Genomic DNA, 13,467 nt, shown 5'->3' with positions numbered 1-13,467 from the left:
AAACTAAACGATTATTAAACTAAAAAGAATTAAGCGTATGGCATCATACGTAGAACTTGAGCCACTTCACATTTAGGAAGGATCGCGTTCGGACGTAGTTGACGCTTGTTCTTAGTAGTACGCTTAGTCAGGATGTGACGTTTACCAGCGTGCTTAAACTTAATACCACCAGCAGTTTTCTTGAAACGCTTAGCAGCACCTTTGTTGGTTTTCATCTTAGGCATGATGAATAACTCCGCATTGTTGAGTTGTTAATAAACATAGTAATTAGGGCGAATAAAACGCCTCTGCTGTAAAACAGCAGAGGCGCTATTATTACTTGTAAAGCCTTTAATTACTTCTTCTTCGGCGCCAATACCATGATCATCTGGCGACCTTCAATTCTCGTTGGGAAAGATTCGACTACTGCAAATTCTTCAGTATCCGCTTTCAAACGATTTAGAACGTCAACACCGATGCTCTGGTGGGCCATTTCGCGGCCACGGAAGCGAATTGTTACCTTCACTTTGTTGCCGTCTTCTAGGAAACCTGTCAGGTTGCGTAGTTTTACCTGATAGTCACCAATATCAGTTCCAGGACGGAATTTAATTTCCTTAATCTGAACCTGTTTTTGCTTCTTCTTCTGCTCTTTCGCAGCTTTGCTCTTCTCGAAGAGGAACTTACCGTAGTCCATCACACGACAAACTGGCGGCTCGGCGTTAGGGCTGATCTCTACAAGATCCATACCAGCTTCATTAGCTGCTTCTAGTGCTTCATTGATTGAAACAACACCAACAGCTTCACCATCAGCGCCAGTTAGACGAACTTCACGTACGCCACGAATATCACCGTTTAAACGGTGCTGGTTTTGTTTGGCCGGTTGTTGGCCACGTCTTCCGCCTTTAATAGCTATTCCTCCAGATTGAGCTTACGGCTTGAAACCTCAGCTTGGATGTATGAGATAAAGTCATCCACTTTAAACTTGCCAAGGTCTTTACCTTTACGTGTACGTACTGCAATTTCGCCGGCTTCCATTTCTTGGTCACCACATACGAGCATAAACGGTACACGTTTCAAAGTATGTTCGCGGATTTTAAAGCCTATCTTCTCATTTCTCAAGTCCGCTTTGACTCTAAATCCACTTTTTTGCAGTTTTTTTGTAATTTCTTGAACATATTCAGACTGTTTGTCGGTAATGCCCATTACAACTGCTTGTTCTGGCGCCAACCACGTTGGGAAGAAGCCAGCATATTCTTCAATTAGAATGCCGATAAAGCGCTCTAATGAACCTAAAATCGCACGGTGAATCATCACTGGCGTGTGACGCTCGTTATTTTCGCCTACATAAGTAGCACCTAAACGCTCAGGTAGTGCAAAGTCTAGCTGAACTGTACCACATTGCCACGCACGATCTAAGCAATCATGTAGAGTGAACTCAATCTTAGGGCCGTAGAATGCGCCCTCGCCTTCTTGAACTTCATATGGGATGTCCATAGATTCAAGCGCTAACTTAAGGTCAGCTTCAGCGCGATCCCACATCTCATCAGAACCAACACGTTGCTCTGGACGAGTAGATAGCTTAACAACAATATTTTCGAAACCGAATGTTGTGTAAGTATCGTAAACCATTTCAATACAAGCTTTTACTTCTTGCTGAACTTGGTCTTCAGTACAGAATACGTGAGCATCATCTTGAGTGAAGCCACGAACACGCATGATACCGTGAAGTGCACCTGATGGCTCGTTACGGTGACATGAGCCGAACTCAGCCATACGTAGTGGTAAATCACGGTAAGATTTCAGACCTTGGTTGAAGATCTGTACGTGACCTGGGCAGTTCATTGGTTTAATCGCGTATTCACGGTTCTCTGAAGACGTAGTGAACATCGCTTCAGCGTACTTGTCCCAGTGACCAGAACGTTCCCAAAGTACGCGGTCCATCATTAATGGGCCTTTTACTTCTTGGTAATCGTACTGAGTAAGTTTCTCACGAACGAATACTTCAAGTTCACGGAAGATAGTCCAGCCATTGTGGTGCCAGAACACCATGCCCGGAGCTTCTTGCTGCATGTGGAACAAATCTAAATGCTTACCGATTTTACGGTGATCACGCTTAGCCGCTTCTTCAAGACGAGTTAAGTGAGCCTTAAGCGCTTTCTTATCATGGAAAGCTGTACCGTAGATACGTTGAAGCATCTTATTGTCGCTGTTACCACGCCAGTAAGCACCTGCTACGTTTAGTAGAGTAAAGTGCTGACAGAAACCCATATGAGGTACGTGAGGGCCACGACACATATCGATGTATTCTTCATGGTGGTAAAGACCTGGACGATCGTCTTTAGAAACATTTTCGTCTAGGATTTCCATTTTGTATGTTTCGCCACGAGCTTCGAATGCGTCGCGCGCTTCCTGCCAGCTAACTTTCTTCTTAACAACCTGATATTTGGTTTTCGCTAGCTCTTTCATACGCTTTTCGATTTTTTCGATATCTTCTTGCGTTAAAGAGTGCTCTAGATCGATGTCGTAGTAGAAACCGTTATCGATTGTTGGGCCAATCGCCATTTTTGCTTCTGGGTAAAGCTGTTTAATCGCATGACCAAGTAAGTGCGCACATGAGTGACGAACGATCTCAAGGCCATCAACTTCATCTTTAGCTGTGATGATTTCTAGGCTTGCATCATTTTCAATCAGGTCACATGCATCTACACGGTTACCATCAACGCGGCCAGCGATGGTTGCTTTTGCAAGACCAGGACCGATAGATAAAGCTACGTCTAGAGTAGAAACTGGGTTGTCAAATTGACGCTGACTGCCGTCAGGAAGAGTAATAATTGGCATTATTTGTCCTTTACAGTGGTGTTGCATACCAAGCAACACATGAAAATTATTTAATATATTAAGTTCAATCGGTTAGAGAACCGATTGGGATATATCTAAGATTTTGCTCAAATTCGGGTACAAATACAGATGCACCTTATTAAGTACCGGCACATTGTAACGAATTAGTATGAAATAACAATGATGAAGGGAATCTGACAATTATTACGTGTCTTCTTCGCACTTATCGGCTCTCAAATCACCTTTCTAGAGAACAAATTCAACATAGCTATTTCGATTTAGTCATTTAGAGCTAAGCTATAGATAAGTAATGGAATTTGAACGAGGTGCATATGGCGAAACGAGGGACTTTTCTATCATTCATACCCGCTTTTCTGTTTATCATAACTACTTTAGTTTCTTCACCAGCTTCGTATGCCAATAAAGATTACGGCCCTTTGATCAGCTATACCCAAGCACCATTACAATCCATTCGCCTCACACCATCGCTCCGTTCAGGTTTTCCACTCGAAGAAGATAAAATTGAGCTATTCACCACTTATAGCGCCGCAAGTATCTGGGCCCATTCCCACGACTATCACGTGGATTATTATCAGAACCAACTCCAAACAGGATTTCGATGGCAATTAGATACAGCCTGGTTAGTAGAATTTAATTACAGGTGGTTATACGCCACCAACAATCACCTCGACAAAATCACCATCAACTTTCATGATCTATTCAACATCGACCAAGCAGGACGAGACCTTAAAGACAGACACCAATTTGACATCTATGCACCTGCTCATGACATCAACATTAGATTCTTCGCTGGCGACACCCTGACTAGCGCTTTCACACTCTATACTCAATATCAGCTCATAGACCTAGAGGAACACGGATTATCTTTCGGTGTTTCCCTTTATCACAACAACGTCAATAGTGGTGCATTTGAAGGAAGCAGCACGGAACAAAGCGCTCAATTCAACTATGCATACCAACTCGACATCAATACCTTTTATACAAGCTTAGGGTTAGCGAATCAGTCTAATCGAGAGGTAGATAGTGGCTTTCTACACAAGAAAACAACATGGTCATGGATGGGCGGCTATCAACTCACCTTGATTGAAAACCATGAGTTGCACATTGAATACCGTTGGTATGAAGGCGCTGAAGTTGGTGACACCGAGTTTTCACAAGCGGCTAATGAAATAATGTTAGGCTACCGCTACCAGATGGAAAGTTCAGCCATCGAACTATCAATCTTCGAGAATATTTTCAATATGGACAACTCTACCGACGTCGCATTTCAATTAGCCTATCGACACCAATGGTAGAAAACAAAAAAGCTGAACCAAAGTTCAGCTTAGCCTTGTTAATAACAGCATTAACTACACATTCATGATTCTTGAAACTGCATTGCGGATGTCTGAATCAGCGGCATTAGCAGGTAAACTGAATGAGATATATTGGTCACCGCGGAAGCTCATTGAACGGTCGATTTCAGCCAAACAATGAATCATCGAGCCATCGACGATAAATGACAGTTCAATCTCTTTTTTATTCATGAAGCCACCGCTGCGAAACTCTATCTCTTGGTAACAACCCGAACGCGAAGCGAAGTTATTGCCTTTCAAAAAACCCTTTTCTACGTCTGCTTTCACCATAGTCATGCCTGAATCTTCAATCCCTTGAATGACCTTCTGAACAACTGGTAACGGCTTAATAATTACAAAATCTCGGTCTTTAGGATCAATCGCGAAGTCTATATCCAGCGTTGTTTCTAGCCATACATGACACTGATTTTTCTTGGTATTAAGTGCTGTTACCGGAGTCTCATCGTGCAGTTTAAGTCGAAAAGGGATTTGCTTAACTTCCCCAGGCTGAATGACGAAAGGTTCAACTGCTTGAATGTTTCCAAGCGAAAAGTTCTGATAACTTACGCTGTCTTCTGATTCCACTTTAACTTCAGTGTTTAGTACGATATTGATGGCATCAATTTGTTGTTCAACATCACCGCCTAATATATGAACTTGACCCGTTATTTCTTCGCCCTGAAAAACTTCAACATTATCCAAAACAGTATCGACTTTCGCAGCTCCAATACCTAACGACGCTTTTAGTTTGTTTAACATAACTTTCCCTTTGAACATTCTTTATGTGTCATTTTCATAATCAATATAACGAATCAACTTGTGTTAAGCAGCCTAATATCCACGTTTACCCATAAAATACGAATCAAATATCAATAAATCGGCATGAAAGAAGGAAAAATACGTCACATATTGAATTCGATTTCAAATAGGTTAAGCTATTTGTATAGTCAATTTAAGGATTTGTCATGCCTAGCTCTCCACTTTACCTCCAAATTAAGCAATATATTGATGATAAGATCACGAGCGGCTTATGGCCTGTAGGGCATCGAATTTCAACTGAATTAGAACTGACAGAACAATTTCAAGTCAGCCGAATGACCGTTAACAAAGCAATTCGAGATCTAGTTTCTGAAGGTAAGTTGGTGAGGAAACCACGACTCGGTACATTTGTTTCCAATACTAAAGACAAAGCTGAATCTCCTCTTCTCGATATACGAAATATTGCTCAAGAAGTAAAAGGTCGAGGCCAAGAATACAAAAGCAAAGTTATTGAGCAAAAAAAGTTACTTGCCGATGAAAGTGTCGCGACACGCTTAGGTATTATGCTGGGAGCACAAGTCTTTTACAGTGAGATTATTCACTACGCCGATAACCATGCTATTCAGCGTGAAGTTCGCTGGGTAAATAGCCTCAGCGTACCCAATTACTTAAACCAAGATTTTACTAAAATCACGCCAAACCAATACTTATCAGAAAGCTGTCCGCTCAGTGCAATTGAGCATACGGTAGAGGCAATTGTGCCTGATGCTAAGACAACTAAAATCCTTTCACTCAAAGAATCTGAGCCTTGTTTGCTACTAAATAGACGAACATGGAGTCAAGATAAGCTGATCAGCTTCGCATTGCTCTACCACCCTGGTTCTAAATACAAATTAAGCTCTAAGGTTTTGCTTTAATAGAGCATTTCATCCTATTTACTGATCACATTTTCGCAACATCAACTTGCTAACTTCCATTTTATGCTCTATTTATTTGTATATACATTTAAATGTAATTGTCGAATAAGTAGAGAACACAATGGATTTAGTACTGACAAATGCTCGATTAGTGACCATGGAAACTGGCGAAATAGGTTACACACCTAGCGCCCCTAAGAGTGTTGCGATTCGAGCGGGAAAAATCGTTTCTATCACTGATGCCAACGAGCCAATTAACCAAGATACTGCTGTTCTAGACTGCTTAGGGAAATTGGTATCTCCTGGCCTTATCGACTGCCACACTCATCTTATTTACGCTGGGAATCGAGCCAACGAATTTGAAATGCGACTTCAAGGCGTGCCATACCAAGATATTGCCAAGCAAGGTGGCGGCATTTTATCGACGGTTGGTTCTACTCGTCAGGCAAGCGAAGAGCAGCTGATTGAGCTGGCATTACCACGACTTGAAGGTTTGATTAAAAGTGGCGTTACAAGCATCGAAGTGAAATCTGGCTATGGCTTGACACTGGATGACGAACTAAAAATGTTACGTGCAGCAAAAGCACTCGAAAGTCACCGCCGTATCAAGGTATCGACAACCCTACTGGCCGCGCACGCTTTACCCCCTGAATACGCAGGCAAAGCTGACAGTTACATTGACTTTGTATGTCAAGAGATTATCCCAGCGGCAGCTGAGCAAAACCTCGCAGACGCGGTAGATGTCTTCTGCGAATCCATTGGTTTTGATTTGAAGCAAACTGAACAAGTATTTGCCACCGCACAGCAATACGGCTTGCAGATCAAAGGTCACACAGAACAGCTGTCTAATATGGGGGGCAGTGCACTTGCTGCTAAATATGGTGCTCTATCTGTCGACCATATTGAATATTTGGATGCAGAAGGCGTTAAACAACTCGCTAAGTCCAATACAGTCGCGACCTTGTTACCAGGCGCTTTTTACTTCTTAAAAGAGACACAAGTACCACCAATTCATATGCTGCGCGACGCAGGTGTTCCGATGGCAATCGCGACAGATTTAAACCCAGGTACGTCCCCATTTGCCGACCTTACGTTAATGATGAATATGGGTTGCACCTTGTTCGGTCTAACACCAGAAGAAGCCCTTCGCGGCGTAACCTCTCATGCAGCTCAGGCTATTGGTCAATCTCACTGCAGAGGTGTGATTGCTACGGGCATGGACGCCGACTTTGCAATTTGGAACATAGAGCATCCTGCTGATCTAAGCTATCAGGTAGGAGTTCCACGTTTATCCAACCGCATAGTAAATGGAGAGATCTGCCATGACTGATTTTACTCTACCAAACACTTCTCACGACTTTCATTGGCAAGGTCGCCACGACGCTGAAGATGGTGAATTCGGTAAAAGAGTTCACCACGCGATTAAGTCCAAACAAGTTTCTGAATTAAAATCGACACAGAAAGGCGTATCGATTTTAGGCTACGCTTCGGATGCTGGTGTAGCACGTAATAAGGGACGTATTGGCGCTAAAAGAGCACCAGATTTGATTAGGCGCGCGTTAGCCAATATGGCTTGGCATCAAACGACACCCATCTTTGATTTGGGTAACGTTACCTGTGAAGATGATTTACTAGAAGCCAGCCAAACGCAATGTTCAGATGTGATTAGTCATGCCCTACCTTGCACAAAAGTCATTACTCTTGGCGGGGGGCATGAAGTCGCTTGGGCATCGTTTCAAGGGCTAGCAAAGTATTTCAAACAGCAAGACCCCGATTACAAACCTAAAATTGGCATCATCAACTTCGATGCTCATTTCGATTTGAGAGCGTTTGACAGCCATCTCGCTGATGTCAAACCAAGTTCGGGAACACCGTTTAACCAAATTCACCAATATTGCGAACAGAATGAATGGATGTTCCATTACGCCTGTTTAGGCGTTAGCCGTGCCAGTAATACTGCCGCTCTATTCCAGCGTGCCGACGAGTTGGGGGTATGGTATGTAGAAGACAACGAACTCTCGCATATCAATCACATATACCACCTCACGCAACTGCAGCACTTCATCGACAACTGCGACTACATCTATCTCACGATTGACTTAGATGTATTCCCAGCCGCAACCGCTCCCGGTGTAAGCGCACCAGCAGCGCGTGGTGTGAGCTATGACTCACTCGCTTTATTCTTAGACAGAATTCTACATTACAACAGTAAATTGCTAATCGCAGACATTGCCGAATATAACCCTACTTACGACGTAGATGGCCAAACCGCTCGGTTAGCCGCTCGTTTATGCTGGGACATAGCCAATGCCATGGTGAAAGAGTAATTTACATTTCCTAACAACGATAAAAACATAACCCTACGTGAACTAAAGGAGTCTCAACATGACGGATCATCACTCAAGTGACCCTCGTCTCGATACCACTCGTGAAATTCGTGCCCCACACGGTACAACATTACGTGCTAAATCTTGGTTAACAGAAGCACCACTACGCATGTTAATGAACAACCTTGACCCAGACGTTGCTGAGCATCCTCACTCGTTGGTGGTTTACGGTGGAATTGGCCGCGCCGCTCGCGATTGGAAGTGTTACGACAAGATTGTTGAAGTGCTTGAGCGTCTTGAGGATGACCAAACCTTACTGGTGCAATCTGGCAAACCTGTAGGCGTATTTCCGACTCATAAAAATGCACCTCGCGTTCTGATTGCAAACTCTAACTTGGTTCCACACTGGGCAAACTGGGAACACTTTAACGAGCTCGATAAAGAAGGCTTGATGATGTACGGCCAAATGACAGCAGGCAGCTGGATTTACATTGGCTCGCAAGGCATTGTCCAAGGCACTTATGAAACCTTTGTCGCTATCGCGAAAAAGCACTTCCAAGGTGAAGCGAAAGGCAAATGGGTTCTAACTGGCGGTCTTGGTGGCATGGGTGGCGCTCAGCCTCTTGCAGCAACCATGGCTGGTTTCTCTATGATTGCCGTTGAGTGTGATGAGTCTCGAATCGACTACCGTTTACGCACCGGTTACGTAGATAAGAAAGCCACCAGCTTAGACGAAGCAATGGCGATCATTAAAGAATCTGACACGCCTATTTCCGTTGGCCTACTAGGTAATGCAGCCGACGTATTCCCAGAGCTTGTTGAACGCAATATCACTCCGGATGTCGTAACTGACCAAACTTCTGCGCACGATCCACTGAATGGATACTTGCCACAAGGCTGGAGCATGGAAAAGGCCGCACAAGAGCGCCTAACCGACGAAGCTAAAGTTGTAAAAGCGGCAAAACAATCGATGGCAATCCAAGTTCAAGCGATGCTAGACCTACAATACCGCGGTGCTGCGACTGTAGATTATGGCAACAACATCCGCCAAATGGCATTGGAAGAAGGCGTAAAAAACGCATTCGATTTCCCAGGTTTTGTTCCAGCATATATCCGTCCATTATTCTGTGAAGGTATCGGGCCATTCCGCTGGGCTGCATTGTCTGGCGATCCTGAAGATATCTATAAAACAGACCAGAAAGTAAAAGAGCTGATCCCTGATAACCCACACCTACACAACTGGCTAGACATGGCTCGTGAGCGTATTCAGTTCCAAGGTTTACCTGCTCGTATCTGTTGGGTTGGATTGAAAGACCGCGAACGTCTAGGCCAAGCTTTCAATGAAATGGTCAAAAACGGCGAGCTAAAAGCACCAGTGGTTATCGGTCGCGATCACCTAGATTCAGGTTCTGTAGCCAGCCCTAACCGCGAAACTGAAGGCATGATGGATGGTTCAGATGCCGTTTCAGATTGGCCACTACTCAATGCCCTGCTAAATACTGCAGGTGGTGCAACGTGGGTTTCACTTCACCACGGTGGTGGTGTCGGAATGGGCTTCTCACAGCACTCTGGCATGGTCATCTGTTGCGATGGTAGTGAGGATGCGTCACAGCGTATCGCTCGCGTGCTTCATAACGATCCAGCAACAGGTGTTATGCGCCACGCCGATGCAGGTTATGACATTGCAAAACAATTTGCGAAAAAACAAAAGCTCGATCTACCTATGCTTAACGAAGAACTGAAAAACCTTTAATGTCTGGAGAAAACATGCTGAATTTATTACTAAAACCTGGACAACTAGGCCTATCGGAACTGCGTAAGATCAGCCGTAGCCCTGTAAATCTATCGCTAGATCCTGAAGCCATTCCAGACATTGAAGCGAGCATGCAAGTTGTAGAACAAGTGATCGCAGAGGATCGCACGGTTTATGGTATCAATACTGGTTTTGGCTTGTTAGCTAACACCAAGATTGCACCAGAAGATTTAGAGGTTCTACAAAAGAGTATTGTACTGTCCCATGCTGCTGGTATCGGCGAGTTCATGTCAGACGAAACCGTTCGACTCATGATGGTACTTAAAATCAACAGCTTAGCGCGCGGTTATTCAGGTATTCGCCTTAAAGTGATCAACGCGTTAATCGATCTAGTAAACGCTCAGGTTTACCCATGCGTTCCTCAAAAAGGCTCGGTAGGCGCTTCTGGTGACTTAGCGCCATTGGCTCACATGAGTACTGTATTATTAGGTGAAGGCCAAGCGCGACATAACGGCAAAATCATTACTGGCTTAGAAGCGATGCAAATTGCAGGTTTAGAGCCAATCACACTTGCGCCGAAAGAAGGTTTGGCCCTACTAAACGGCACTCAAGCGTCAACTGCGTTTGCTCTTGAAGGTTTATTTGTCGCAGAAGACTTATTTGCATCAGCAACCGTATGTGGTGCAATGTCAGTGGAAGCTGCCCTAGGTAGCCGTCGTCCATTTGACCCTCGAATCCACCGCGTACGTGGCCACAGGGCACAAATGGACGCAGCAATGGCGTACCGTCATATGCTAGATCAAAGTAGTGAGATTGGTGATTCCCATACTGGATGCGAAAAGGTACAGGATCCTTACTCATTACGCTGTCAGCCTCAAGTCATGGGGGCATGCTTGCAACAAATCCGTAATTCCGCAGACATTTTACAAGTAGAAGCGAATTCAGTATCGGATAACCCACTGGTCTTTGCTGATGATGGCGACATCATTTCTGGTGGTAATTTCCACGCAGAACCAGTAGCGATGGCCGCGGATAATTTGGCGCTAGCAATTGCTGAAATTGGTAGCCTGTCTGAAAGACGTATGGCGCTACTGATCGACAGCGCGTTGAGTAAGCTTCCTCCGTTCCTTGTCGATAACGGCGGTGTAAACTCTGGCTTTATGATTGCTCAAGTAACCTCAGCTGCACTTGCGAGTGAGAACAAGACACTGGCGCACCCAGCCTCAGTAGATAGTTTACCAACTTCAGCGAACCAAGAAGATCACGTATCGATGGCAACGTTTGCGGGCAGACGCTTACGTGAAATGGGCGAAAATACTCGTGGTATCTTGGCAGTAGAATACCTTTCAGCCGCTCAAGGTATCGACTTTAGAGCACCTCACAAGTCTTCAGTACGCGTTGAAGAAGCTAAGCAAATCCTGCGTGAGAAAGTATCCTTCTACGACAAAGATCGCTACTTCGCACCAGATATCGAACAAGCAAACTTGTTGCTCAAGCTTTCTGTGCACAACCACCTAATGCCAGAAGGTCTGCTACGAAGCTTCTAACTATAAGACCGATCAACAACGTTTGATTGCAGGAAACAACATAGGGCTTACTCAGGTAAGCCCTTTTTTAAAAACTAAACGACGCTTGTATTCCAACACTTTCATCAGTAAAGGTTGGATAAACCAACAACTCATTATCTTGCTTTGCCTCGTTAGAAGAAAATGACTGAATACCCGCGGCTACCAAAGAGGCAATCGCCATATTGCTCCAATCATTATTTCCACTATCAATGCTTGAATAACCTAAAGCGCCCAAATAAGCAGTTTCGTGCAAGCGAATATCAGCATTGCTTTGAATAAAATCCGCCCCTTCCAGTGCAGCATTAAAGTAAGAGTCCGAAGGAAACATCGCCTTTGCAGGCTCTCCCTTCAAATTCGATGAGTACTCGAAATGAGGAATGCTCTTTATATCAACATCGTTATTTGCCATCACGTTACTAGTCAGCAAAAGTCCCAGTAACGCCAACCAAGGCTTAGTTTCCCTAACCCACGCCATTCGTTCTTACCTCTCATTGTCGTGGCGACAATACTAGCGATAGAGCAGTCGAAAAAACGTCAAATAGCGGTAAAGCTCTGTAAAGTTTTGTCAATTTTAACTGGATAGACCATTAGTTTCGTCATAGTTGGATATAATCGCGGCCAGATTTGATTACTAAAAGCGTATTATGTTTCTGACACCGTATTTTTCTACTGACCAAGACCAATTTCAATTCACTCGTGAACAAGCAAGCCACTTCGCAAAAAAAGTTGCTGGTGACTTCAACCCAATTCACGATGAAGACAACAAACGCTTCTGTGTTCCTGGCGATTTATTGTTTGCCGTTCTTCTACAAAAAGAAGGCATTAGCCAAAAAATGCGTTTTGATTTCTCTGGTATGGTTAGTGACGGTATCGCGCTTAATGTCGAAAACAAATGTGATAAAGAAAGCGCACTTGTAGACACAAATGGTAAAGAATACCTACACATGACATGTGAAGGTGAGCGCAGCCACAATCAAGCATTCATTGAGCACGTAGTAACAAACTACGTTCAATTCTCTGGTATGAACTTCCCACACATCATGGTTCCTCTTATGGAAGAGCAGCAAATGATGATTAACTGCCAACGCCCATTGGTTATCTACGAAAGCATGGAAGTAGAGTTCACTCGTCTAGACCTATCTCACCCTGAAGTAGCATTCTCAGGTGCCACTTTTGATGTTGAAGGTAAACGTGGCGTTGTGACGCTAAACTTCGATTTCAAAGAAGACGGTGAAGTCGTAGGTAAAGGCATTAAGCGCATGGTTGCTAGCGGCCTTAAGCCATACAGCCAAGAAGCGGTTGATGACTTAGTTAATCGCTTCAACGAGCGCAAAGACATGTTCTTAGCCAAATTTGCCGCAGCAGCATAACCAAGTAAGCTAACGTACATTAAAAAGCCCCGACAACGAAAGTTATCGGGGCTTTTTGTTATCGAGAAGCCTATTTCATTTAGACACTGATCTCATCGCTAAACCCACCTGCGTACACGTTGCTTATAATCCACGTAACTAGCACCGAACAAAGCTTCTAGTGCTCGCTCTTCTGGTTTGATCTGAAATTGATTCATATAGAGAACAAACATACAGCTTAAACTGATACTGAAAAAATTCTGCAGATAGTAGCCAAAACCAAACAGTACCAAAAATAACCCTAAGTACATTGGATTACGTGTATAAGCGAAGATCCCTGAATCCACGACGAGCGATGCTTGTTCTGGTTTGATTGGGTTAACCGTTGTCTTTCTTTTCTTGAACTCATACACACCAGCTAGCCCAATATAAGTGCTAATCAACACCAAGCCACTGAAGACTTGAAGAGGGAATGGGAATTCCACCAACACATTGACAAACTGCTTACTCATGTAATACGACAACACAAACATCAAAACGAAAAGAGCTACCGGCGGGACTTTTAACTCAAGGTATTTCATGGGGAACATTCATCCTATTACTAATGACAAAAAGCCCAGTA

Annotated in this window: 13 protein-coding genes; 7 read left to right on the top strand and 6 right to left on the bottom strand. The window is 43.9% G+C overall.

The annotated features are described in order from the left end of the window. Window positions 1-29 precede the first annotated feature (29 nt). From rpmI to thrS, 3 genes are all read right to left on the bottom strand, one after another. Window positions 30-224: a 50S ribosomal protein L35 gene (rpmI, locus tag ELZ11_RS14120; RefSeq protein ID WP_137358066.1), complete on the bottom strand. Its 195-nt coding sequence runs from the start codon at window positions 222-224 to the stop codon at window positions 30-32. 110 nt (window positions 225-334) lie between these two features. Next, complete coding sequence (infC, locus tag ELZ11_RS14115) at window positions 335-886, bottom strand: translation initiation factor IF-3 (RefSeq protein WP_137358065.1); 552 nt, start codon at window positions 884-886, stop codon at window positions 335-337. Between the two features lie 2 nt (window positions 887-888). Beyond that, the gene (thrS, locus tag ELZ11_RS14110) at window positions 889-2,817 is read right to left on the bottom strand and encodes a threonine--tRNA ligase (protein ID WP_137358064.1); all 1,929 of its coding nucleotides are present in this window, start codon (window positions 2,815-2,817) and stop codon (window positions 889-891) included. A 332-nt stretch (window positions 2,818-3,149) separates the two neighbouring features. Between thrS and ELZ11_RS14105 the strand changes: the two genes are divergently transcribed. Further along, window positions 3,150-4,133, top strand: coding sequence for a DUF3187 family protein (locus ELZ11_RS14105; RefSeq protein WP_137358063.1), 984 nt, complete (start codon window positions 3,150-3,152; stop codon window positions 4,131-4,133). A gap of 54 nt (window positions 4,134-4,187) precedes the next feature. Here the strand turns inward: ELZ11_RS14105 and ELZ11_RS14100 are convergent, their stop codons facing one another. Then, window positions 4,188-4,931, bottom strand: coding sequence for a sporulation protein (locus ELZ11_RS14100; RefSeq protein ID WP_137358062.1), 744 nt, complete (start codon window positions 4,929-4,931; stop codon window positions 4,188-4,190). A 206-nt stretch (window positions 4,932-5,137) separates the two neighbouring features. On the opposite strand from ELZ11_RS14100, the gene hutC reads away from it, so the two are divergent. The 5 genes from hutC (at window position 5,138) to hutH (ending at window position 11,475) form a co-directional block, all read left to right on the top strand. Beyond that, window positions 5,138-5,848, top strand: coding sequence for a histidine utilization repressor (gene hutC / locus ELZ11_RS14095; RefSeq protein ID WP_137358061.1), 711 nt, complete (start codon window positions 5,138-5,140; stop codon window positions 5,846-5,848). Window positions 5,849-5,969: 121 nt separating this feature from the next. Then, window positions 5,970-7,178, top strand: a complete 1,209-nt coding sequence (hutI, locus tag ELZ11_RS14090; RefSeq protein ID WP_137358060.1) for an imidazolonepropionase — start codon at window positions 5,970-5,972, stop codon at window positions 7,176-7,178. Beyond that, window positions 7,171-8,175 (top strand): formimidoylglutamase, encoded by a 1,005-nt coding sequence (hutG, locus tag ELZ11_RS14085; RefSeq protein WP_137358059.1) that lies wholly within the window; start codon window positions 7,171-7,173, stop codon window positions 8,173-8,175. Before hutI ends, hutG begins: the two co-directional genes overlap by 8 nt. A 58-nt stretch (window positions 8,176-8,233) precedes the next feature. After that, entirely contained in the window at window positions 8,234-9,928 is a 1,695-nt protein-coding gene (gene hutU / locus ELZ11_RS14080; protein ID WP_137358058.1) for a urocanate hydratase, read from the top strand. 14 nt (window positions 9,929-9,942) lie between these two features. Then, complete coding sequence (hutH, locus tag ELZ11_RS14075; protein WP_137358057.1) at window positions 9,943-11,475, top strand: histidine ammonia-lyase; 1,533 nt, start codon at window positions 9,943-9,945, stop codon at window positions 11,473-11,475. Window positions 11,476-11,542: 67 nt separating this feature from the next. Here hutH and ELZ11_RS14070 read toward each other — a convergent pair whose 3' ends face one another. Next, window positions 11,543-11,971 (bottom strand): hypothetical protein, encoded by a 429-nt coding sequence (locus ELZ11_RS14070; RefSeq protein WP_137358056.1) that lies wholly within the window; start codon window positions 11,969-11,971, stop codon window positions 11,543-11,545. Between the two features lie 169 nt (window positions 11,972-12,140). Between ELZ11_RS14070 and ELZ11_RS14065 the strand changes: the two genes are divergently transcribed. After that, window positions 12,141-12,866: a DUF3581 domain-containing protein gene (locus ELZ11_RS14065; RefSeq protein ID WP_137358055.1), complete on the top strand. Its 726-nt coding sequence runs from the start codon at window positions 12,141-12,143 to the stop codon at window positions 12,864-12,866. Window positions 12,867-12,964: 98 nt separating this feature from the next. Here the strand turns inward: ELZ11_RS14065 and ELZ11_RS14060 are convergent, their stop codons facing one another. Beyond that, complete coding sequence (locus ELZ11_RS14060; protein WP_137358054.1) at window positions 12,965-13,426, bottom strand: methyltransferase family protein; 462 nt, start codon at window positions 13,424-13,426, stop codon at window positions 12,965-12,967. Window positions 13,427-13,467 lie beyond the last annotated feature (41 nt).

The sequence above is a fragment of the Vibrio profundi genome (genome assembly GCF_005281835.1).
GTDB classification, from domain to species: domain Bacteria; phylum Pseudomonadota; class Gammaproteobacteria; order Enterobacterales; family Vibrionaceae; genus Vibrio; species Vibrio profundi.
This window is presented reverse-complemented; position numbering and strand designations above follow the sequence as displayed.

What these genes read in the sequence shown, in the direction of transcription:
- rpmI (WP_137358066.1), bottom strand. Translation starts at nt 224, where the DNA reads ATGCCTAAGATGAAAACCAACAAAGGTGCTGCTAAGCGTTTCAAGAAA.
- hutH (WP_137358057.1), top strand. Translation starts at nt 9,943, where the DNA reads ATGCTGAATTTATTACTAAAACCTGGACAACTAGGCCTATCGGAACTG.
- ELZ11_RS14070 (WP_137358056.1), bottom strand. Translation starts at nt 11,971, where the DNA reads ATGGCGTGGGTTAGGGAAACTAAGCCTTGGTTGGCGTTACTGGGACTT.
- thrS (WP_137358064.1), bottom strand. Translation starts at nt 2,817, where the DNA reads ATGCCAATTATTACTCTTCCTGACGGCAGTCAGCGTCAATTTGACAAC.
- hutI (WP_137358060.1), top strand. Translation starts at nt 5,970, where the DNA reads ATGGATTTAGTACTGACAAATGCTCGATTAGTGACCATGGAAACTGGC.
- hutU (WP_137358058.1), top strand. Translation starts at nt 8,234, where the DNA reads ATGACGGATCATCACTCAAGTGACCCTCGTCTCGATACCACTCGTGAA.
- ELZ11_RS14065 (WP_137358055.1), top strand. Translation starts at nt 12,141, where the DNA reads ATGTTTCTGACACCGTATTTTTCTACTGACCAAGACCAATTTCAATTC.
- hutG (WP_137358059.1), top strand. Translation starts at nt 7,171, where the DNA reads ATGACTGATTTTACTCTACCAAACACTTCTCACGACTTTCATTGGCAA.
- ELZ11_RS14105 (WP_137358063.1), top strand. Translation starts at nt 3,150, where the DNA reads ATGGCGAAACGAGGGACTTTTCTATCATTCATACCCGCTTTTCTGTTT.
- ELZ11_RS14060 (WP_137358054.1), bottom strand. Translation starts at nt 13,426, where the DNA reads ATGAAATACCTTGAGTTAAAAGTCCCGCCGGTAGCTCTTTTCGTTTTG.
- ELZ11_RS14100 (WP_137358062.1), bottom strand. Translation starts at nt 4,931, where the DNA reads ATGTTAAACAAACTAAAAGCGTCGTTAGGTATTGGAGCTGCGAAAGTC.
- hutC (WP_137358061.1), top strand. Translation starts at nt 5,138, where the DNA reads ATGCCTAGCTCTCCACTTTACCTCCAAATTAAGCAATATATTGATGAT.